The sequence below is a fragment of the Dyadobacter jiangsuensis genome, assembly GCF_003014695.1.
GTDB classification, from domain to species: Bacteria; Bacteroidota; Bacteroidia; order Cytophagales; family Spirosomataceae; genus Dyadobacter; species Dyadobacter jiangsuensis.
On the sequence record NZ_PYAS01000001.1, the window covers coordinates 160,480 to 182,474 of the forward strand.

Consider the following 21,995-nt stretch of genomic DNA (forward strand, 5'->3'; position numbering starts at 1 on the left):
AATCCATCACGGCTCAAAAATCAAAAAAGGGACTTACACAATTAATGAATAGAGCTGCTATCAGACAACGTATTGTGCTTCACTTTCAGATGGTTTTGTGATTGTTTCTGAAATTCGTCGGGTGTTTGGCCGGTCTGTTTCTTGAAAAACCGGCTGAAATAGGGCCGGTCTGAAAAGCCGAGCTGAAATGCGATTTCTTTGATCGTGTACTCGCTGTGAATGATCATTCTCTTGGCTTCTAGGATAAGCCGGTCGTGTATGAGCTGCATGCCGGTTTTATCCAGTTTTTCTTTGAGGATTTGGTTAAGGCGCTTGGAGCTGATATCGAGCTTCGCCGCGTAAAAATCGGTGTTGCGGATGTTGAGATAGTTGCTTTCCAGCAGCATTAAAAAATCATATACCCGCTTCTGATGAATATCGTGTCCGGTAAATTCCTGCTCCTTAACCTTGATCAGCTTCAATAAAAAAACTTTCAGTATTGCTTTGAGAACAACCAGATCGTCTCCGGCTTCCTGGTATTCATTTTGCAATAATTGATAAACATTTCCCAGATCCGTGGCCGCCCCGGTGTCGAGCCGCAGGCAGGAAAACTCTCCCTGCACATTGAAAATCTTGAAAATGTCCAGCAAAAATTCCTTGTCGTCTTCGTCGAGAAAATCCCTTTTGAAGGACAGCAGCTCGCCATTTTTCCCCGCTTTGTTAAGCTGATGCACGCGGTACGGAGGAATCAGGTAAACCCAGTCACCTTTGATGTCGAAGCCGTGTGATTTGGTGTCATGGAGCGGGTCTTCATTTTTCAACCAGACGATCTCGAAGAAGTCCTTCCGGCCCGGGTCATTTAAGTAACTCGGTGGACAGTTGTCGAGGTTTCTGATAAAAATCATCGCGTTGGCCAGGCGTGATTCAATAGGGCTATTCATAATCTAAGCGCAATAGGGCTGGGTGGATAATCTGGCACAAATAGTGGACTATTCGGAAATAGTCCACCATTTGTGGCTTAAATATACATTGTAAAGACGAATAGTGGCCGAATTGTCCACCACTTCTGGAAAATTGTGTAACGGGTCCTGCGGCTTTACAGGATACTTTTGCCGTCGTCAAAAAGATTGGAAAATGCATTTAGATCAACAAACCGTTACCTCGTCGGCAACTGCGATTCGAGACAATTTAAAACAGATCATTCAGGAGAATAACGCCTTGGCTGAGGCGATTAGCTATGCTGATTTTGAACCGCTGATCGAAGGGATTCAGCAGGCCAATGCGATATTTCTCATTGCCGCCGGGCGCTCAGGCTATTCGATGCGATCGACTGCCATGCGGCTCATGCACCTGGGTTTCAATGTCCATTTTGTAGGGGACACGACAACACCGGCTATTCGGGAGGGAGACCTGCTTTGGGCTGCCTCAGGATCGGGGACGACCAGTTCCATTGTACGGGCCGCAGAAAAGGGCAAGTCTGTCGGTGCGCAGGTGTTTGCAATTACCACGAATGCATCGTCAAAACTGGCCGGCATTGCTGACGCGCATTTGCTTGTGCCGGCTGCCGAAAAGGAGGATCGCGGAGAGGGCAAATCCCGGCAATATGCAGGGAGCCTGTTTGAACAGGCATTACTGCTGATCGGCGACGCGATTTTTATGGAGTTGTGGAAATCAGCCGGTTCTTCTGCGGAAACGCTTTGGCAGCGACATGCCAATATGGAGTGAATTCTAATTAACAATACAATTAAACCAATACAAAAATGGCCAAATTACAGGTAGCAATAGACTTATTGACAACCGAAGATGCCCTGGCGCTCGCCGCCAAGGTAGCCCCTTACGTTGACATCATCGAGCTGGGCACGCCCCTGATCAAAAATATGGGATCGACCGTGATTACTGCGATGAAGGATGCGCATCCCGATAAACTTGTTTTTGCCGATCTTAAAACGGCTGACGCCGGTGAACTGGAAGCCGATATGGCCTTCAAAGCGGGCGCCGACCTGGTAACTGTCATGGGTGCAGCGGGCAATGCCACGATCGTAGGAGCGGTAAAAGCGGCAAAAGCACACGGAAAAGGCGTGGTGGTAGACACCATCGGTTATCCCGACCGCGTGAAACGTGCGCAAGAGGTAACTGAACTCGGCGTCGAGTTTGTGGAATTGCACGCAGGCCTTGATGAACAATGGACTCCCGGTTATTCTATTCAGGTGCTGATCGACGAAGCGGCGAGAGTCGGCGTACCGGTTTCGATTGCCGGCGGCGTGAACCTTGGCAATGTTACAGCTGTGATTCAGGCAGGCGCGCAGGTTGCCGTGGCCGGAGCAGCCATTTACGGAGCGGAAGATCCGGCAAGTGCCGCGAAAGCGCTGCGTGAAGCGATTGATGCGGCTTAAATAGCGTTTCATTCGAGGATATTCCGGGTATCCTCGAATGCCATTTAACCTAATCGAAATACACCGAAAAAGGTAATGTGAACCGATATGGAATGCGAGTGCCATTCGCTGCCGCGGGGATCCACTCGGGAATTTGTTCAAAAACATGGTCCATTTCGGATCTGATGTCATTCCGCACTTGCGCTAGTGTAGCGGCAGATATTCTTTTGGAACGAAACTTCATTTTAGCAAAATTGATACTATCGATCGCCGGAATGCCGTCGGTATTCACCGTAAAATGGATATTAAAAACCCCTTCGTAGGAATACTTGTTCACGCTGGAAGGTATTTTGAACTTGCGGGTTACTGTTTTTACAAAGGCGTCGCCTCCTTCCGGGTATTGCGCAGGAATCGAGTCGCGCCCGATCGCACGATTGCGCAATGCGAATTCCTGGGAAAAACAAAGGTTTGAAATCAAACAAAAAACTACTAAAACAAAACTTCTGAACATTTGTAGAGGGGTACTGATGCCTGCTGCCATCCGGATGGGTTATGAAAGACACAAAGATAAGGGCGGTACGGGAAGCATCGTAAGCGTTGGGCTTTTGTCGTGAGAATTTCTCTAATTTTGAAATGCAAATGAAAAAGCCTGCCATTGACATACATCGGGACGAGCTGGACAGTATCGGCGTGGAAATTGTGCCGGTGAAGTCGTTGCAATGCGAGACGTATCCCGCTCACCGTGACGATCATTACATTTTCATCGTACAGCAAGATGGATACTGCCTTTGGGAGCTGGATTTCAGCCAGATACCGCTTACTGGCACGGCCGTAGGCTTTATTACGCCCGGTCAGGTGCATCAGAACCTGGATTTCGACGCCGCCGGAGGGTGGCTGGTGTTTGTGACACCGGCTCTGGTATCCCCGGAAAACCGCGAGATTTTCGACAATTTTACCCATGTGCGGCAAGTGGCGTCAATTCCGGCGGGCGATCTGCTTTTTCAGCTGATACCTATTCTCGAAACAACGCTCGGACAGGCTTCATTGGCTCTCAAAGAGGAGTTGGTCGCTTCGTTAACCGGTACGGTCACCACCATGCTGGCGTCGCATATCCTGCAATCGGAGTATCCTGCCGGGCCGACAGAGGGGCGGAAGTACCGCACCGCTGCGCGTTTCAAGCAGCTTGTTGCCGAAAATTGTAAGGACTTAAAACAGGTGAAAGCGTATGCTGCATTGCTGAATATCACTCCCTTGTATTTGAATGAAATCGTAAAGGAGGTTACCGGCTTTTCTGCCAGTCACCGTATCAATCAGGAAATTCTGCTGGAAGCGAAAAGGATGCTCGCGTATACACGGCTGGATGTGAAGCAGATCGCCTATGAGCTGGGTTATGAAGACCATGCCTACTTTTCGAGGTTTTTCAAAAAGCATACGGGCGTGACTGCGGTCGCATTCCGGAACTCTAAACCATTATTTGTCCAATCATAGCCATGCAATGCCTCTCCACAGGCGGATGTTGCATCTACTAATTTTGCTGCCGTAAAATAATCATACGGTACAAAATGAACACCATTGTAGCAACAGGCGAAGAAAATACCTTCGCGAAATTCATCACACCTATTATCATCTCGGTTTTTGCGGTATACCTCACGATGGGTATGACACTCGGCGTACTTCCAGGGTTTGTCCAAAACGACCTGCATTTTGGAAGCCTTGTCGTAGGCATAGTCGTTGGCTTGCAATCGCTGGCGACCCTGCTCACACGAGCCTACTCGGGCACGCTCACCGACACCCGGGGCGCTAAAACCAGTAACTACCTGGGCATTGCACTCGTGGCCGTGGCGGGCGCGGTTTACACTTGCGCGGTTATGTTCGGGCCAAGCGCCGGCACCACGCTCGCTCTGCTGATCGTCGCGCGCATTGTGCACGGTGTTTCGGAGAGCCTTTCCGTAACCGGATCGCTCACGTGGGGCATTGGATTGGTGGGAGCGCCCAAGTCGGGCAAAGTAATGACCTGGAATGGCATCGCCATGTACGCCGGTATCGCACTCGGTGCGCCATTGGCTATCTGGATGAGGCAGGCATATGGCATTCAATATGTGTTTGCCTCGATGATCCTGCTGTCGGGAATTAGCTGGATGGCCACTTTCCGGTTGCCGGCATTGAAGGTGGACGGAACACATATCCGTACCCCTTTTTACAAAATCATCGGCCTTATTTCGGGGCAGGGCCTCGGGCTGGCGTTCGCGTCGATCGGTTTTGCCTGCATTTCTTCTTTTATCTCCCTGCTGTTTAACTCGCGGAGCTGGGGGAATCCATCGCTGGCATTCGTCACATTTGGTGCATGCTATGTGCTCACGAGGGTTTTCTTTTCTTCCTTCCCTGACCGGTTTGGCGGTTACCGGGTGGCTTTGGTGTCGCTTATGATCGAGCTCTGTGGCCAGTTGCTGATCCGTTTTGCGCCGTCACCCGAGCTCGCCATTGCGGGATGCGGCCTCACGGGGGTAGGCTTCTCGTTGGTTTTTCCCGCATTAGCCGTGCTTGCCATTCAGAAAGTTGCGCCGCAAATGCGCGGTACTGCCCTGGGAGCCTATGCCGCATTCTTTGATCTTTCGCTAGGCCTGGCCGGGCCGGTTGCGGGCGTTATCGCCGGTTGGGCGGGATATGCTTCGGTTTACCTCTTCGGGGCGGTGAGCTGTCTGATGGCGGTTATCGTGCTGTTGGGAAAAAACAGGGAGGCTGGTAAAGCAGGATGAAAAGAGGAACCTGCCAATCTGCTGGCAAAGGGTATGAATTATGTCCCGTAGGCATACCCTACGGGACAACTTCTTTTATTGCTTATCAGCCACTATCGGCTACTTTGCAAGTTGCAGATCGGCGATGCTTTTGATCCGGTTGCGTTCCAGGAAGGCATCAATGGTTTCAAAATGCTCGATGACACGCTTGTCCTTGAACTCAAATACTTTTTGGGATAGGCCCTGTAAAAAGTCGCGATCGTGAGATACCAGCACCAATGTCCCATCGAAGTTTCGCAATGCCTCTTTCAAAACATCCTTCGACTTCAAATCCAGGTGGTTCGTAGGTTCATCGAGGATCAACAGGTTTACGGGTTCCAGGAGCAACTTCACCATGGCTAGCCGTGTTCTTTCTCCTCCCGACAAGACACTTACCTTTTTGTCGATATCATCACCCTGAAACATAAATGCGCCCAAAATATTCTTGATCTGGGTTCTTACATCCCCTTCCGCGACCTCGTCCACCGTCTGAAAAATAGTGAGATCCGGGTCCAGGAGGGACGCCTGGTTTTGCGCAAAATACCCAACCTTGACATTGTGCCCCAGCTGGCAGGTACCGTCAACACCGAGCTCGCCCATAATAGCCTTGATCATGGTGGATTTACCTTCACCATTCCGGCCAACAAACGATACCTTTTCTCCCCGTGAGATGGACATGCTGGCATTTTTAAACACGACATGATCGCCGTAGGATTTGGACACGTCTTTCACGGTAACGGGGTAGTCTCCCGACCGCGGTGAAGGAGGAAAGCGAAGTTTCAGGGCTGAATTATCGATTTCGTCAATTTCAATGATTTCCAGTTTCTCCAGCATGCGTTCGCGGGAGGCTACCTGGTTGGTTTTGGAATATGTTCCGCGAAAGCGTTCAATGAATTGCATATTATCGGCAATCATCTTCTGCTGTTCCTGGTAGGCTTTGATCTGATGCGCCCTGCGCTCCTCGCGGAGTTGCAGGTAATGCGAATAGTTGGCCTTGTAGTCATAAATGCGGCCCATGGTCACCTCAATCGTGCGGTTGGTGATATTGTCGATGAAGGCACGGTCGTGGGAGATCACCATGACGGCATTGGCCTTGTTCACCAAAAAATCTTCGAGCCAGATCACCGACTCGATGTCAATATGGTTGGTAGGCTCATCCAGCAAAATAAGGTCTGGCTTTTGCAGCAATATTTTGGCGAGCTCGATGCGCATGCGCCACCCGCCGCTGAATTCCTTGGTTTGCCGCTGAAAATCTTCCGGGCGGAATCCCAATCCTTTCAGGGCTTTCTCGACCTCGGCGTCGTAATTGACTTCTTCCAGCTGGTAATATTTTTCACCGATTTCGGTCACCTGCTCTATGATGGCCATGTATTCCTCGCTGTCGTAATCCGTGCGGGTTTCCAGTTCATGATTCAGCTTTTCCATTTCGGCGCGCATTTCAAACACCTGCTTGAATGCTTTCGCGGCTTCTTCGAAAACGGTACAGTTATCTTCTGTAAGCAAATGTTGCGGCAAATAAGCGATAACGGCATCCTTGGGCGCACGTACGTGGCCGCGCGTGGCCTTTTGTTCGCCGGCGATAATTTTCATCATTGTAGACTTCCCGGCACCATTCTTACCCATAAGGGCAATTTTATCCGTAGGGTTGATAACGAAGGAAACTTCGCTAAAAAGGGTAGAACCGCTAAATTCGACGGCCAAATTTTCAACTGTAATCATCTTCTCGTGGTTTGAAGCCGCAAAGCTAAGGTTATAGGATGGAAAGAGGATAAAAAAGTCGACATTTAAGCCCCTATCATTGCCGCAATTGCCCCCCTTATTGTTTTCGAAGTGTGCCGAGATTTGTATCCTCACAAAAACAGCTACACTCATGAACAAGCAAATCCTTACCATCCTGTTGTCGGCCATGACCGCGTTTATTTTCGGTTGCCAGCAGGGTTCGAAAGAAAAACAGGAACATTCGGCCACTTCGAAAGATTCAGTAGCCAGCCAGCCCGTCAAGCCTTCGAAGAGCGGCTATGCCGAAGTCAACGGTTTGAAAATGTACTATGAAGTTTACGGCAAGGGTAAGCCCGTGGTCCTTTTGCACGGGTCTTTTATGAATATTATTTCCAACTGGTCGCAGATAATCCCGATGCTTGCCGACAGGCAGGTGATCGTAGCCGAAATGCAGGGGCATGGCCGAACGCGCGACATTCCCCGGCCGCTGAGTTACGAAGCAATGGCCGACGATGTTTCGGGACTGCTCAAACACCTGAAAGTCGATAGCGCCGATATCCTCGGTTACAGTATGGGTGGCGGAGTAGCTTTCCAGTTTGCCGTGCGCCACCCCGAACAGCTTCGCAGATTGGTAATACTTTCGGGCACCTATGCGCACGATGGCTGGTGGCCCGATGCAGAGGCCAGCTTTTCGACGATCACTGCGGATATGTTCAAAGGCACGCCCATTCAAACCCAGTACGACAGCCTGGGCAATGACCCTGCCAAGTTTCCCGATTTCGTCAAAAAGGTGATGAGCATCGACCTGAAACCTTACGACTGGTCGAAAGACGTAAAAAATATCAAAGCCCCGATATTCATGGCCATTGGTGATGCCGACGGCGTGCGGTACGAGCATGCGCTGGCGCTTTTTCGAGCAAAGGGAGGCGGCAAGATGGGGGATATGCATGGCCTGCCCAAATCACGACTGGCAATCCTGCCGGGTACCACGCACATTGGAATGATGATGCAGCGTCCCAACTGGCTTATTCCCATGGTCACCGATTTCCTGGATTCCGACCTGAATGCTGCACCGCCGACTTTCTGACAGGAGGTTGTCGGTTAGCTGAAGATATCGGTCGATTTCTGGTTCTCTAAAACGTCGACAAAGTATCTACAATGTGAATATTTTCCTCTGGGTATTTTTATTCCAATAAAATGGAAATAACCGGTTTTTGAAGCAATAGAGGGGGAGTGATCTGCGAAAATTGGTGAGATATTCAAAGAGATATGGCTCCTGAAATGGGGCGTATTGCTTATTTACTTGTTTTGAAATCTTGTTTGGATGGATGTAATTTTCCGGCATCAAAAACGGAATTACGGAGCAAAGTTATTGCGGGCTAATCAGGTATATTAACTATTAATCCAATGATGTATTGATATAACAATTAGTTTTCTAAATGCTTTGATTATTCATTTCCAAATTGAGTTTTCCTCTCTCTCTCTTCACCTTTTAAAAAACAAGTTATGGCAGTTAAAGGATCCTTCTTAAAATCAGGGCAGTACTTAGGGACACAAGACATTCTGGTGTCAAACAATGGTTTGTTTTTTGCCGCATTACAACCCGACGGTAATTTATGCGTATACAGAGGCACAGGGCCGGGCGACAATCTCGGGCTCTTGTGGAGTTCGAGAACATCGGCAGGCCCAATCGGCCAATACTTTCTTGCTATGCAGGGTGACGGCAATCTTTGCGTCTATAAAGGTACCGGCCCACAGGATAATAAAGGGTTTTTCTGGGGTTCACAGTCGTCGAGGCAGACAGGCGAGTATTTTGTGGTATTGCAGGACGACGGCAATTTCTGTATTTATAAAGGTACTGCGCCCGAAAACAATCAAGGTTTTGTTTGGGGTACGCAAGTAGTTGACCCTGTTGCGAATGTAGAGACAGGCAACATTGAATACGACGTGGCGGCCGCAAAAATATTGCAATCGGGTCCGGCAGAGTTGTATCGCCAGACGGTTACCAATGACAGTTTGCAGCCGCAGGTCAGTTCCATTACGGGCTCGGCAACCGTGACTGAGACAACTGGATGGTCTGGTTCGCTATCCGTTAAAGTTGGGGTTAGCACGAGCTTCAAGACGGGTATTCCATTTGTTGCCGAAGGTAAAGTAAAAGTTTCGGTAGAAGTAACAAATACTTACACCTGGAACGGCTCGACTTCCCAAAGCAAAACCTGGGGCTTTAATACGCCTGTCAGCGTAGCTCCCCACACGGTAATCGTTGCCCTCGTTACTGCTACCATTTCGACAATCGCCGTGCCTTATACGATGACCGGAACTGTGATCCTAAAATCGGGGATCAGGCTCCCGAACCGGAAAATTAAGGGTACCTACCTGGGAACCAATTCTCACGATTTGACCGTCCGGTTCGTGCAGCAGGCGCCCTCCGGCCCGGCGCTGCTTTCATCCAGCCCGGCATTAATTGAAGATACTTCCGTTCAGGTGGAAATCGACGAAGTTTTGGAGGAAAGCAACGCTGCACTGTGATACCGGTGCGTCACTGATTTTTAAATTAAATCCATCAAGCAACAGCTGACATGCAGGTGGCGGAAACCCATCTCTATGTCGGCTGTTTGCATTTTTGTAACCAGCAAATAAGTAGTATGAGACTTCTACAATATTATATTTGCTAAATCCTAATTTTGGAGCGTAATCCAACGCTGTCTTCGGGTGAGCAAGCTCCATAACTTTCTTTTATTCCTTTGCACAATTGTCCCGTTTTTAACCCATGCGCAGGAGGCTGAGGTGCTTGGGAACGCCGTTGACAAACAATCTATCACAAACTACGACGTGTTGCCCGACAGAGGCTATACCATCGACAGGGTCTCTGCCGATTCTGCCCTGGTTTTCGTGCAGCGTGACGTATTACAGCCGAAACGGGACAGCGCCTGCTGGCTGCGCGTGAGGGTGGCAAACCCGGGACCGTATTCGCAAGCTTGCGTGATACAGGTGCTTCCCAAATTTTTTAATACACTTTATTATCGTCAGGCAGGCTCCCGGGCCTGGAAGGCGGTACCGGGTGGGATGGAAGGGCCTGTTACCGGGACAATTTATAAAAGCTACCTTCCCTTCGTGTTGAGGGCGGGAACTACCGACACGCTTTACATCAAAGTATCGCTGCGCGGGCTTGAACGGGCGGATAATGCGATAAAGCCCGCACTCTATTGGCGAACAATGGAGTCCCACACAATTGTCGAACAGCACGTTCTTACGGTATGGGACATGGGCGCGGCGATCATTATTTTGTTCATACTAAACTACCTCTATATCTATCGGGATTTAAGGGAGAAGGTCATTCTCTATCTGGTAATTGCGCAATTTGGCGGCCTGCTTTACATTACATCTTACTGGCTCGCTCTGTACAGATGGTTTCCGATGAAGATATTTACCCGTGTGGTAACTCCTCGGGGCGAGGTCAACAGCTACGATGTCAATTTTTTGCTGATGCACATTTCGGTGGTGCTTGTCATGTACGGTATGGTACAGCTTACCCGCAGCTTCCTGCTAACCGAAACGAGGCTCCCGCGGCTGGATGCGTGGCTTAAATACAGCCTCCGCGCTTACCTGCTGTTCGAGCTGGTGCTCGCGTGTATCAATGTTTTTATTGCGCAGGTCAATTACATCACGTTGCCATACGATAATCTGTTCTGTCTGCTGATCCTGATAATAATCCTTATCACCAGCATCAAGGCCTTTGTGCGGCGTTTCCCGGCGGCGGGGCCCTATCTCTTTGCCAATCTGGTACCCCTTGTGCTCATGGCCGGGATTAGCCTGCTGCATGTGTTCACGTCCATTGATACCACCGGTGACTGGCTGCCTTTACTGGCAATTATCACCCAATCGCTGGGTTATTCAATCGCATTGGTGGCATTTATCAGGTACCTGCGGCTCCACCTTCAGCAAAAAGAGCAGGAAGCCCAGCTTCTCGCGATGGAAATACAAGAGTTGAATTTCCGCCACCAGCTCATTACAGTGGAAAATCAGCAGATAAGCCTGGTTGTCTTGGATGAGAAAAATAAAAACAATGCGCTTGTGCAAAAATTGGAAGCCAATCAGCGGGAACTGGCGTCCAATACGCTGTATCTCGCACAGAAAAACGAAATGTTGGAAAAGCTGAAAGGGGAGATAACGGATCTCACAAAACAACACCCGGACATCAGCCCGCAAAAATTGAGCGGCATTTCGTCTATCCTCAGGAGCCATCAGCATCTGGATTCGGAATGGGAGAAGTTCAAAATCCACTTCGAACAGGTACATCCCGGCTTTTTCGAGGATCTGGAATTGAAGTATCCGACGCTAACCCGGAACGAGGCCCGCTTGTACGCCTATTTCCATATCAGGCTTTCCACCAAAGAAATCGCAACGCTGCTCAATATAGATCCTGCCAGCGTGCGCCAGGCCAAAATGCGGCTGCACAAGAAACTGGCTTCGTTTGACCGGCCCAAAGCAGGGAGTATGGATGCGCTGTAAGCGTTCATTGTCGGTGTCCGACCGCAAAAAATACTGTTCATTTGCGGACAGCCTGCGCTGCGCCAGCACCCTGGAAAATGCCGTTTCTGGTGCGTAATGCTGTTTTTTGTGTCTTGGCATCACATTTGTACGATAAAATATAAACTAATAAGCCGTACCAATGCGCAGGACTTATCCGGGGGAAAACGACAACCAGCCGCCCCGCTGGGCTCAATGGCTGCTTGCGCGGCTGCATCCCGGGGAAACATTGGAGGAGGTCGAAGGCGATCTGGGCGAGCTGTACGCATATTGGCGCAGCCGCTCGGGCCGGTTTTCTGCCACTTTGCGTTACTTGCTCAACGTGGTGTCGGTGCTGCCGCCATTTGTCCGCCGGCGGAAATCCAACCAACAGGCATATCAAACCCATACCACTTCCCCATTCGCCATGATTAATAATTATCTGAAAATCGCGTTTCGCAACCTGAAACGGCAAAAAGTTGCAACGGGCATCAATGTGATCGGCCTGGCCATCGGATTGGCCACCTGCATTCTGATCATGCTGTATGTGCAGGATGAATTATCGTACGACCGCTACAATACGTATGCGGACCGGATTTTCCGGGTTAACCTGAAACTGCAATTGAACGGCAAGGACGTAGGCGGACCGAGCCTGGGCCAGACCGCCGCCCAGGACCTGCGGCAGGAGTTGCCGGAAGTCCTGGAAGCGACGCGCATCCGCGGGGGCAGCGAGTTTGTCAGCTACGGTACTACCTCTTTCCGGCAAGATAATTTGCTTTTTGCCGATGCGTCGTTCTTTGATGTATTCACCATACCATTTGTAAAAGGCAATCCTTCAAAGGCACTAACGGAGCCGAATACGGTGGTTATTACCGAGGAAACGGCGCGGAAATATTTTGGTATGCAGGACCCTGTCGGGAAAGTGCTTTCGTTTGGCAGCGACAAAAGGCCTTACCGCGTAACGGGCGTGGTAAGGCAGGTACCGGCTAACTCGCATTTCCATTTCGATATGCTGGCTACGCTGACTGGCCAGGACCAGGTCATCGATGGGTCGGGATGGCTGTACAGCATCGATTACCAGACTTATGTGTTGGCGTCGGAGCACTACGATTACAAAAAGCTGGAAGGCAAAATCAGCCGGCTTGCCGAAAAACGGATGGGAGGTGAAATTCAGAAATTTCTAAAACTGACGCCCAAACAGTTTCGGGAGCGGGGAGACGACTTCGGGGTTTCCGTGCAGCCATTGACAGACATTCATTTGTATTCGCCCAATGAGTCGAATCCGGGCGGAAACATCATGTACGTGTACGTGCTCACGGCAATCGCCGCTTTTATGTTGCTCATTGCCTGCGTAAACTTCATGAATTTGTCCACAGCCACGGCTGCGCGTCGCTCGCGTGAGGTAGGCGTGCGTAAAGTGTTGGGATCGGTAAAGGGGCAGTTGCAGCAACAATTTCTGATAGAATCGATATCGCTGGCGATGGTAGCGCTGATCGTCGGCTTGCTGCTGGTAGGCCTGGTGCTGCCGTCGTTCAATCAACTGACGGATAAGGACCTCAGCATTCGTTTCCTCGCCCGCCCGTTGGTGGTAATGTGCCTATTGGGAGGGGCCTTACTTGTGGGGCTGCTCGCGGGGAGTTATCCGGCCTGGTACCTGTCTTCATTCAAGCCGGTTTCGGTTTTGAAAGGCCGGGTGATGATCGGGCGCGGCAGCTTTAACCTGCGGAGTAGTTTGGTAGTATTTCAATTTTTTGTAACGATTTCGATGATCATCGCGACCGTTACTGCCGACCGCCAGCTGCGCTATATGCAAGCACAGAAAGTGGGTTTTAACCGCGAACAGGTGCTGGTGATCCACGACACGCACATGCTCGGCGACAACGAAGCCGTGTTCCGCGACAAAATCCTGCAAGCACCGCAAGTTGTGACCGGAAGCATTTCCGGACAGGTGCCCGTGGGGCGTACTAATATGGATAATACCACCGTGAGGGCCAAAGAAAACCCGGACCAGGGCGTGATGACGCGCTTCTATTTTGTGGACCCCGAATATATTCCAACACTCGGAATGCGGATGGCAGAGGGCCGTAATTTTTCGAAAGAATTCTCCACCGATTCCGCCGGGGTGATCCTGAACGAGACCGCCGTGAAGGCGCTGGGTTGGCAGGGAAATCCGATCGGACGGGAACTGATCGGCCAAACGGACGGGAACGGTATGAACATGATTTACAAGGTAGTGGGCGTGGTAAGCGATTTTCATTATGAGTCCCTTCGCGAGAAAATAGGCCCGCTGGCGATGTTTTTGGGAAGAAATTCCGGCAATATCCTGGTGAAGACCCGCACAGAAAAACTCCCGGAATTACTGGCTTCTCTGAAACAACAATGGGCGTCATTTTCCCCCGCGGCCCCATTCAGCTACTCTTTCCTCGACGACCGCTTCGCGCAGGTGTACGTAGGCGAGCAGAAAATTGAACAGGTATTGACGCTTTTTTCCAGTCTGACCATTTTCATCGCCTGCCTCGGCCTGTTCGGACTGGCCACTTACACCGCCGAGCAGCGGACGAAGGAAATCGGCGTTCGGAAGGTACTGGGCGCATCGGTAGGCAGTGTGGTAGCCCTGCTTTCCCGCGATTTCCTGAAACTTATTCTCATTGCGCTCATCCTCGCTTCGCCATTTGCCTGGTGGGGAATGAACCAGTGGCTGAAAGATTTTGCATACAAAGTTACGATCGACTGGTGGATTTTTGTGCTGGCAGGGTTGCTGGCCGTGGGAATTGCATTGCTAACGGTAAGCTTTCAGAGTATCAAAGCGGCATTGACTAATCCGGTAAAAAGCTTGCGGAGTGAATGACAGGCATAAATAATAGTGTGGTATAGTGTTTCGAAACGTTCTCCTTACTCTAAACTTTTCTAATCTAGTTTTTCAGCACTTTAAAGCACTTTCCGTTAACAACTAGGATGTAAATGCCTGGCTTTTGATCGCGGAGGCTGATCTCCCGGAACGCCCTTCCGGAAGTTGCCGCCTCCGCATTGCCAGTCGGAATGACGATGCCCATTACCTTCGAACCATCTGCTTTGAATACCTCCAACGATTGCAGCGCCGTGCTGGATTCGATGCGCAGCACGTCGGTTACCGGATTAGGGTAAACGCTGATCCGGAGTTCGGAATTACTGGTGACGGAAATGGTCTTTGAAAAAGCATATGTGCCGTCCTGGTCGATCTGTTTCAGCCGGTAATAGTTAGTCCCGGGCAATGGTGCCGCGTCGGTAAACGCGTAGGTTATCCGGATTTTGCTTTCACCTTTTGCGGCTACGTTGCCGATGGGTTCAAAATGTCGGGCATCGCTGCTTCGCTGTATTTCGAAATGCGACGCATTCACTTCCTCCGTGGTTTCCCATTTGAGTGCGACCGTCTCTTCGACCGCCTTGCCGGTGAAGCTGACCAGCGTAACCGGCAACGGAGGCTGGGTACTGCCGATGGCGAGCGCCGTGATCGAGACGCCGGCGGGGATCGTGCCGCTGAGTGTGCTGTTCTCCGTCGTGTCACTGGCTGTTGCGCCGGCACTCAGTGAAATCCATTGCGTTCCGTTCCAGCCTACGAGGCGAAGGTTCGCCGCTGCGGCAAAACCTGAAACGGAAGGAATCGATACCGTGACCGTTACATTATCATCGTTTCCTGCGGTATTAGCCCAGTCCCAGAAGCCCACCGGGCTGACCGATTCAACCGGACTGGCCACTGCGGTGAGACTGTGCGTGGCGCCGTCGGACGGGTCGGTTACCGTGGCGGGGCTTCCGGCAAACCAGGCGGTGCTGATGGTGGTACCCGGCGCGGGAGCGGAAATGGAAACGGTACGGAGGTCGGATGCGCTGCCTACGGGAAATACAAATGCATCATCACCGGTCTTAGTCACGTAACCGTCTACATGCTGAGCATCCGTATTCCCTCCGGCATAGGTCGCTCCGTCGGCTAAGCGAAGCGCACTGATAGTGTGTGTGTTGCGCGTAGTAGTGATAATCCCGCTCGTTCCGAAGTTCAGCTGCCCGCCCACGTTGGCGCCGGCTGTATTGGAGATCGCGACCGTGCCGCCGTTTTGAAATTGCAGGTTATGAAAGCCGGGAGCCGACGATCCGCTGATCGACAATGCGCCCGCGGCGTTGAACAGGTCCAGGCTGTTGGTCTGTCCAAGCCATGTCCCATTGTTCTGAAAGCTCAGGTTCCCGTGCTCGTACGTGGACCCGTTCGCAAGCGTGACGCTGCCGCCTGCCTGTACGACGGTCCCGTTCGGCGAGTAGTCGCTGAGGTAGCCGGTGTTGATGCTCACCGGATCGGGTGGGCCATAGGTGGTAACGTTTTGTCCGTGTGCCTGCACCACCCACAAGGGCAATGCCAGGGCTATGAGTCTTTTTTTCATACTATTTGTTTTTTTTTAATGTGAACAATCAGTATGAATGGCTATTTGGATACGTTGGTGTTACCGGCGGTGTTGGTACCCAGCGAAGCTTCCAGTTTTTGCATTCTATCTGCCAATGCAGTGATTTTCGAAACATCTGCTTTCAATGCAGCATTATCCGCTTTGGCCACAGCGAGCGCCGCTTTCAGCTGTTCGATTTCAGCTTGTTGTTCCTGGATGGCTTTGGTCAGTACGGGTACCACGGTGGCATAGGATACATTGTAAAGTTCGTTAGCCGGGTCTTTTGGGATAACTACTGCCTCCGGTACGACTTTCGCCAGTTCCTGTGCGAGGAACCCGATGGTTTTCACAACCTTGTCGTTATCAGTGAATTTCACGACGCCATTTTTGATCGTTCTGCCGCTGTGGAAATCGTAAGATACCGGGCGCATAGCCATTACTTTCTGCAAACCATCATTGATAACATTGACATTGGTCTTCACGCGCATGTCGGACACGTTGGTGTATGCGCCGGTAACGGGGGCAATGAAAGCGATGTTATTGGTATTGAATGCGGCGGTACCGGGGTCGAGATCATAGAAACGAAATCCACCTGTACCGGTACCATTGTAATTGATGAATTCAGCTTCTCCAACGCCCGAACGCACGGTGCTCCACGTCAGCAAGGTTCCATTGGAATGACTGATGTTTTTCTCCCTGCGCACCATCACGCCACCGTCTACCTGCAATTTCGTTCTTGGATCGCCAATACCTATACCTACGTTGGTGCTGCTGTCGATCGTCATGGCCACTTGCTCACTGGTTGAAAAACTCATTCGTGAGGCAGGTGTTGTTCCGTCTCCCAGATAGTCGGCTGTTATTTGGCTTACGTTACCCTCGCCACCATTGGTGCGGGCTGTAAAAAAAACATTGCCCACATTGTCGCCCGCCTGGCTGTTCACAGGCGCTGCGAATGTTCCGCGGGCAGATTTGAATGCAATGGATGGCCGGGTGACGGAGCCATATGTATTGATCACAATGTTGTCATTGTAAACGCTTCCGCCGCCGTCGTTGATAATGTGAATCGCATGATTGGCGAGAGGCGTTGAGTTGGATATTCTCAGGCCACCTTCATTCAGTTGCAGTTTGGTCGCCGGTGCTGCGATACCGACGCCCACTTTGCCATCCGCTGTAACGTGAACGGCCTCTGTATTATTCGTGCGAATACTCAACGCCTGGTTGTCGGTGGTGCCGAGGAAGTTGGTAGCAGGATCTGTGCCGATATTACCAGTGGTGTTCCAACCAGCTACCGGCGTTGTGGACCATACCGGCACGGCAGGCGTTCCTACATTGGTCTGCACCTCATTGGTAGTCGTGTTGAAGATCAGGAGCCCTTTGGCGGGGTTGGAGATCGCATTGCGCTGTGCGGTCGTCAGACGGGGTAGGAGCAAACCTTTGTTGTTGGCGGCTCCGCCGGTTACTTCCAGCGTGGCGCTCGCATCGGGTGCGCCTGCCGCGCCGATTTTTACCTGTGCAAAACCAGGGGCTGCGGCGAGCATCAGGAGGCCCGCCAGGATGTAATGCTTTTTCATAAGAATAATTTTAAGTGATGGCCGAAATAGCTTTTACAAATGTCGATGCAGTTGTTAGACTGTATTGTCCGGCTTATTTTGAATTATTCGTACAAATTTTTACTACATGAAAACAAATTATTCGTACATGAATTTGCTTTTAGTTCTAGTTAAAGACATATAGCTTGTTACTGATTTACGCCCGGGCGGGCGCGACGACACCCCTATGAGCATTTTCTACGTGCCTTACCTGTTTAGTATCATATGTCTTTTGTCGTTGTCACTACATGCCCAGGACAACGAATCCTGGACGGGTACGAATTTCAACAGCGAAAACGGCCTGCCGCAGAATAGTGTCACTATGTCGTTCATGGACGATAATGGCTATTTGTGGATGGTCACACAGGCCGGTATCGTGCGCTACGATGGTCGGGGTTTCCGCCTTTTCGATAATAGCAATTCGGGGCTGCTGCGTAACCGCTACCTGTCGCTTGGCAAAGATGGCGATGGCCGGATTTTTTGCATTGACGACAACGTCCAGCTATCCTATTATGATGACCGGAATGGATTTTCCAAACCTGTAAAGTCGGCGGACGCGATAGGCGCTACCAAGAGTGGACTCGTACATCTTGATCACGTTGATTTGGGGGGGATGGCCCGATACACGCAGAAGCTTTCACATAGTCAGTACGCGGATGCCCTGAGATTTTTTTTTCATGAAACCAGGAAAGGCAAAGGATTCATTTTAAATGAGAATACCATTGCCGGCTACGTTTCGAATAACAAAGTGCGGTGGATCGACTCCCTGGAAATCTTTCCCTATTTTTCACAACCTGTTGGGAGGATTGGTGATGTGCTCTGCTATTTTAGCAGTGACCGGGACATTGTTTTATTAGATTCCAATGGCGTACGCGCAAAAAAGAAAACTCCGATCGCCATCCCCTGGGATAAATTGAGGGTGAATCCTTCGCTTTCATTCTTTTGCCAGCAGGACGAAGCATTGCTGTTCCATAATGAAGGTACTATCTATGAAGTGACGCTCACGGGTGGTGAACTGGAATTTCGACATCTTATCACTTTAAAATATATCCCTTCTATCACTTCCATTCGCTATTATCCCCGGCAGGGAATGCTGATTGCAGGTTCCAATAGCAATGGCGTGTACATACTGAGAAGGAAGCAACTCGGGGCCGTCGGTAAAAATCCGCTCAATGCAAATGCCTTCTATGCAATGGCTCCCTATGGGAAAAACCAGGTGTTGCCAGTCTCCGGTCAGCTACCCGGCAGCCCTTCCATACCGGGGGTAGAGGACAGTTACAACAGGTACACCTTGCTACGCGACCGTAACCGGCACTATTGGTATGCCAACGGCATGACCCTCGTGACGGCGGATGAACAGCTTAATGTGCTCAGGAAAATTCCGCTTACCGGCGTGCTTTCGTCTCTGGGCGAGGATGAACGGGGGGCTATCTGGTTGATAGAGGGTGAATTACAATTTGGATATAGGAAGAACAGGTTCGGACGGGTGCGCGGGAATACGGTCGAAACCTACCCACTGCAAGGTATTGCGGGGAAAAACATGCAGAGTTTCATTTCTTTGGGTAATCAGACATTCTGGATTGTGGGTACGGGGATATGTATGTGGGTGGACGCCAAAAACCGGAAGCAGCGCATTTACCATGCGTTTGACAATATAGAGCTGCGAACGGTGTACCGCGACAAAAAGGGAAACATTTGGGTAGGGAGCTATGGAAACGGCTATTATCTTTTCCGTAACGGGCGGTTTACGAAAATGCCCGAAGACGACGCGCACCATTTGAAAATCGTGCATTCGTTCCTGGAAGACGATAAGGGCTTTATCTGGATGACCACGAATAACGGGCTTTTTCAATGCGCCGTCAACGACCTGTACGATTATGCGTCCGGCAAATCCCGGCAGGTTTACCAGCATTACTACGGGAAGGAAAGCGGACTGAAAACTACGGAATTCAATGGAGGATGTACGCCCAGCGGTTTGCGGCTGGATAATGGAACATTCGCATTCCCTTCGATGAGCGGTGTTGTGATGTTCCACCCGGATAGTATCAGGCCTGTGCTCCCGGCGAGCAAGATTTTTATAGAGCAGGTATTGCTGGATGGAAAGCCAGCAGACGCTCAGGCGCTTTCACGAATAGCCCCTACATTCAAAAGGCTGGAACTTACCGTTTCGTCGCCTTTTTTTGGCAGTTCCAACAATCTCAATATCAAATACAACATCGAAGGCCTCGACGACCGCTGGTACCCGCTGCCGGAAAACGACCGCATTGTACTCAACACCCTTACCTACGGGCGTTACAAGCTCCGGCTTCGGAAAGAGGCAGGCTTCGGTACGGGCAATTTCGTTACCGCCGAGCTGCCGCTGGTAGTGATGCCGTTTTTCTACCAAACCTGGTGGTTTTACCTCCTCATGATCGCCTGTGTGATCGCCATTATTGCGGTCATCGTCAAAATGCGCTACCGCTACCTGCTCCGCCAGCGCAACCGCCTCGAAACCGAAGTAAAAGACCGGACGCGCGAGCTCACCTACCAGAGCAAGCTGATGGAAAAGCTGACGGTGTCGATCGCGCATGACCTGAAATCACCTTTATACTTTCTGTCAAAAGTCACGGGGCATTTGCGCGACAATGTGCAGCGGGAGAATTTCAGCGGCATCGACCAGACGAGCAGCGAGATCAAAAACACCGCCGACCAGGTATATCAGTTTGTGGAAGAGTTTAACCTGTGGGCGTCGTCTTTTACGGAAGGTTTTTCGGTTAATAAAACTTCGTTCCCGCTCGACGGCCTTTTGCAGGAGTTGGGGCTGTTTTTCAGGGAAATGCTTGATGCCAACGGCAACAGGCTGATTTTGCACGCGTATGCGCATTACACCCTGCACACGGATCGCGAACTCTTAAAAGTAATCCTGCGCAATGTCATCGACAATGCCAACAAGCATTCGCACGAATGTAACATTACCATATCGGCCAGCGCGGAGGCGGACGGCCATGTGGCCATTACCATTGCCGATACCGGCGATGGCATGAGCGAACCTGTTTTGAAAAGAATTCACGACCGGATCGCACTGGCGTCCACGGCCGCGGGTATCGAGCGGAACAGCCGGCTGGGTTACCAGATGATCATCGACTTCGCCAACCGGCTCGATGTCAAGCTGGATGTGCATAGCGAACGCGGGACGGGGACGTCCGTCACGTTGCGTGTACAGGGAACAGTGAATGATGCCAACCTGTCGTCCGGCCTAGCTGAGCAAGTCGTAGGCGCCGGCTAGGTCCGTGAGCTCCTTGTTGTCTTCAATATTGAGCTTCTCGAAGGCGCGCCGCTTGTGCGTGTGCGCGGTGGAATATTGTACTTGCAGCATTTCGCAGATCTCGTTCATCGGATAGCCCTTTGCGAGGCATATTACCACCTGGAATTCGCGCTGGGACAGCTGATCGAACGGGTTGGCCGCCGCGCCGCTGAATACCCCGCGGACGATCGATTGCGACAGTTCCGTACTGACGTAGGTGTCGCCATTGAGTACGAGGGAAATTGCCTTGATCATTTCCTGGTCGGGAGCCGTTTTGCTGATAAATCCGTGAGCCCCAGCAGCATATAGCGCTTGCCATAGGTATTCTCCGGATTTTGAGAAACAATCAGGATTCTGGTGTCGGGGTGGAAGCTCTGTATCCAATGCATTAATACCACGGAATCCGTCGCCGGCATTTGAATATCGAGCAGTATGAGGTCGAAGGATTTCTCCTTCATTTTCGTCATCACCGTCCGCGCATCCCAGGCTTCACTAATGTTGGTCTTGAAATCCAGCTGGTCAAGCACCATCCGGAGTCCGGAGCGTATCAGGGAATGGTCATCGGCGATGAGAATATTTTTCATGCAGGCAAAATTAAATTATTTACTCGGGCAAGGTAGGGTGTTGTCTTAATATTTTGTCATTGTGATAAATGGTGTACAATAAATTCGTCGAACTGAAAAAGATGCAGAATAAAACTTTGAATCAGGATTATTCGAACAGAAGCATGATTCAGGCAGAATCCGGCCTTGACCGGCAGGAAGCTTCGGATGCGGCGATGGATAGGGAATTTTTTATCAGAAGTGTATTTCAAACAGATGTAGAAAAGGGCTATGACCTCCTGTTTTGTCATTACTACACACCGCTGTGCAGCCATGCGGTGCGGTACGTATATTCTAGAGAGGTAGCCGAAGATATCGTCTCGGAGGTATTTCTCGCTTTTTGGAAAAAGGCCGCGCATATCCATATCACCACCTCATTCCGCGCGTATCTTTTTATGTCGGTGAGGAACAAGTGTCTTACCTATCTGAGGTGGGAATTCAAGAATGAAATCGCGGAGGAGTTATCGGATACTACGCTCGTGTCAATGCACATGGAGCCTGACAAACTGGTCGAGTTTGACGAACTCTATCAGCGGATTGTGAAAATAGTAGACGGGTTACCTCCCCAGAATCAGAAGGTTTTTTTGATGAGCCGTTTCAACGGAATGTCTTATCAGCAGATCGCGGACAAGCTGCAAATTTCGAAGAAGGCAGTGGAAGCACATATTAGCAAGGCCCTTGCAGAGCTGAGAAGAGCACTCGGCAATAGCCTTTGACGGAAGCGGCGAGAGCCTTTTCAAAATGTTTGACTCAGACGTG

Annotated in this window: 17 protein-coding genes; 10 read left to right on the top strand and 7 right to left on the bottom strand. The window is 50.7% G+C overall.

Features of this window, described 5'->3' with window-relative positions; genetic code table 11:
- Positions 1–41: 41 nt before the first annotated feature.
- A complete protein-coding gene (locus CLV60_RS00585) occupies positions 42–920 on the bottom strand; it encodes a helix-turn-helix domain-containing protein (RefSeq protein WP_106593448.1) in 879 nt (292 codons plus the stop codon).
- A 193-nt stretch (positions 921–1,113) separates the two neighbouring features.
- Here CLV60_RS00585 and hxlB point away from each other — a divergent pair, with 193 nt between their 5' ends.
- Both hxlB and hxlA read left to right on the top strand, forming a co-directional pair.
- Positions 1,114–1,704 carry a 6-phospho-3-hexuloisomerase gene (hxlB, locus tag CLV60_RS00590; RefSeq protein ID WP_106593449.1) on the top strand — a complete coding sequence of 197 codons (591 nt, stop codon included), beginning with the start codon at positions 1,114–1,116 and terminating at the stop codon, positions 1,702–1,704.
- Between the two features lie 35 nt (positions 1,705–1,739).
- On the top strand, positions 1,740–2,372 hold the full coding sequence (hxlA, locus tag CLV60_RS00595; protein ID WP_106593450.1) for a 3-hexulose-6-phosphate synthase: 633 nt from the start codon (positions 1,740–1,742) through the stop codon (positions 2,370–2,372).
- A 49-nt stretch (positions 2,373–2,421) separates the two neighbouring features.
- Here the strand turns inward: hxlA and CLV60_RS00600 are convergent, their stop codons facing one another.
- Entirely contained in the window at positions 2,422–2,793 is a 372-nt protein-coding gene (locus CLV60_RS00600) for a hypothetical protein (protein ID WP_106593451.1), read from the bottom strand.
- 197 nt (positions 2,794–2,990) lie between these two features.
- Between CLV60_RS00600 and CLV60_RS00605 the strand changes: the two genes are divergently transcribed.
- Together CLV60_RS00605 and CLV60_RS00610 are read left to right on the top strand one after the other, a co-directional pair.
- Positions 2,991–3,839 carry a helix-turn-helix domain-containing protein gene (locus CLV60_RS00605; protein WP_170118673.1) on the top strand — a complete coding sequence of 283 codons (849 nt, stop codon included), beginning with the start codon at positions 2,991–2,993 and terminating at the stop codon, positions 3,837–3,839.
- Between the two features lie 74 nt (positions 3,840–3,913).
- Positions 3,914–5,107 carry an MFS transporter gene (locus CLV60_RS00610; RefSeq protein ID WP_106593453.1) on the top strand — a complete coding sequence of 398 codons (1,194 nt, stop codon included), beginning with the start codon at positions 3,914–3,916 and terminating at the stop codon, positions 5,105–5,107.
- Between the two features lie 99 nt (positions 5,108–5,206).
- Here CLV60_RS00610 and CLV60_RS00615 read toward each other — a convergent pair whose 3' ends face one another.
- Positions 5,207–6,844 carry an ABC-F family ATP-binding cassette domain-containing protein gene (locus CLV60_RS00615; protein ID WP_106593454.1) on the bottom strand — a complete coding sequence of 546 codons (1,638 nt, stop codon included), beginning with the start codon at positions 6,842–6,844 and terminating at the stop codon, positions 5,207–5,209.
- 151 nt (positions 6,845–6,995) lie between these two features.
- On the opposite strand from CLV60_RS00615, the gene CLV60_RS00620 reads away from it, so the two are divergent.
- From CLV60_RS00620 to CLV60_RS00635, 4 genes are all read left to right on the top strand, one after another.
- Positions 6,996–7,931 carry an alpha/beta fold hydrolase gene (locus CLV60_RS00620; RefSeq protein WP_106593455.1) on the top strand — a complete coding sequence of 312 codons (936 nt, stop codon included), beginning with the start codon at positions 6,996–6,998 and terminating at the stop codon, positions 7,929–7,931.
- A gap of 419 nt (positions 7,932–8,350) precedes the next feature.
- On the top strand, positions 8,351–9,373 hold the full coding sequence (locus tag CLV60_RS00625; RefSeq protein WP_106593456.1) for an ETX/MTX2 family pore-forming toxin: 1,023 nt from the start codon (positions 8,351–8,353) through the stop codon (positions 9,371–9,373).
- 183 nt (positions 9,374–9,556) lie between these two features.
- Positions 9,557–11,356: a hypothetical protein gene (locus CLV60_RS00630; protein WP_106593457.1), complete on the top strand. Its 1,800-nt coding sequence runs from the start codon at positions 9,557–9,559 to the stop codon at positions 11,354–11,356.
- Positions 11,357–11,516: 160 nt separating this feature from the next.
- The gene (locus CLV60_RS00635) at positions 11,517–14,201 is read left to right on the top strand and encodes an ABC transporter permease (RefSeq protein ID WP_229210757.1); all 2,685 of its coding nucleotides are present in this window, start codon (positions 11,517–11,519) and stop codon (positions 14,199–14,201) included.
- A 64-nt stretch (positions 14,202–14,265) separates the two neighbouring features.
- On the opposite strand, the gene CLV60_RS00640 is transcribed toward CLV60_RS00635, so the two are convergent.
- Together CLV60_RS00640 and CLV60_RS00645 are read right to left on the bottom strand one after the other, a co-directional pair.
- A complete protein-coding gene (locus CLV60_RS00640) occupies positions 14,266–15,762 on the bottom strand; it encodes a T9SS type A sorting domain-containing protein (protein ID WP_106593458.1) in 1,497 nt (498 codons plus the stop codon).
- Positions 15,763–15,803: 41 nt separating this feature from the next.
- Entirely contained in the window at positions 15,804–17,333 is a 1,530-nt protein-coding gene (locus CLV60_RS00645) for a tail fiber domain-containing protein (RefSeq protein WP_106593459.1), read from the bottom strand.
- 205 nt (positions 17,334–17,538) lie between these two features.
- Here CLV60_RS00645 and CLV60_RS00650 point away from each other — a divergent pair, with 205 nt between their 5' ends.
- Positions 17,539–20,616, top strand: a complete 3,078-nt coding sequence (locus CLV60_RS00650; protein WP_106593460.1) for a ligand-binding sensor domain-containing protein — start codon at positions 17,539–17,541, stop codon at positions 20,614–20,616.
- Here CLV60_RS00650 and CLV60_RS00655 read toward each other — a convergent pair.
- Together CLV60_RS00655 and CLV60_RS00660 are read right to left on the bottom strand one after the other, a co-directional pair.
- A complete protein-coding gene (locus CLV60_RS00655; protein ID WP_106593461.1) occupies positions 20,587–20,889 on the bottom strand; it encodes a LuxR C-terminal-related transcriptional regulator in 303 nt (100 codons plus the stop codon). The genes CLV60_RS00650 and CLV60_RS00655 overlap by 30 nt on opposite strands.
- Positions 20,886–21,218, bottom strand: coding sequence for a response regulator (locus CLV60_RS00660; protein ID WP_106593462.1), 333 nt, complete (start codon positions 21,216–21,218; stop codon positions 20,886–20,888). The genes CLV60_RS00655 and CLV60_RS00660 overlap by 4 nt, the downstream gene beginning before the upstream one ends.
- A 143-nt stretch (positions 21,219–21,361) precedes the next feature.
- Here CLV60_RS00660 and CLV60_RS00665 point away from each other — a divergent pair, with 143 nt between their 5' ends.
- Positions 21,362–21,952, top strand: coding sequence for an RNA polymerase sigma-70 factor (locus CLV60_RS00665; protein ID WP_229210758.1), 591 nt, complete (start codon positions 21,362–21,364; stop codon positions 21,950–21,952).
- Positions 21,953–21,995: the final 43 nt, after the last annotated feature.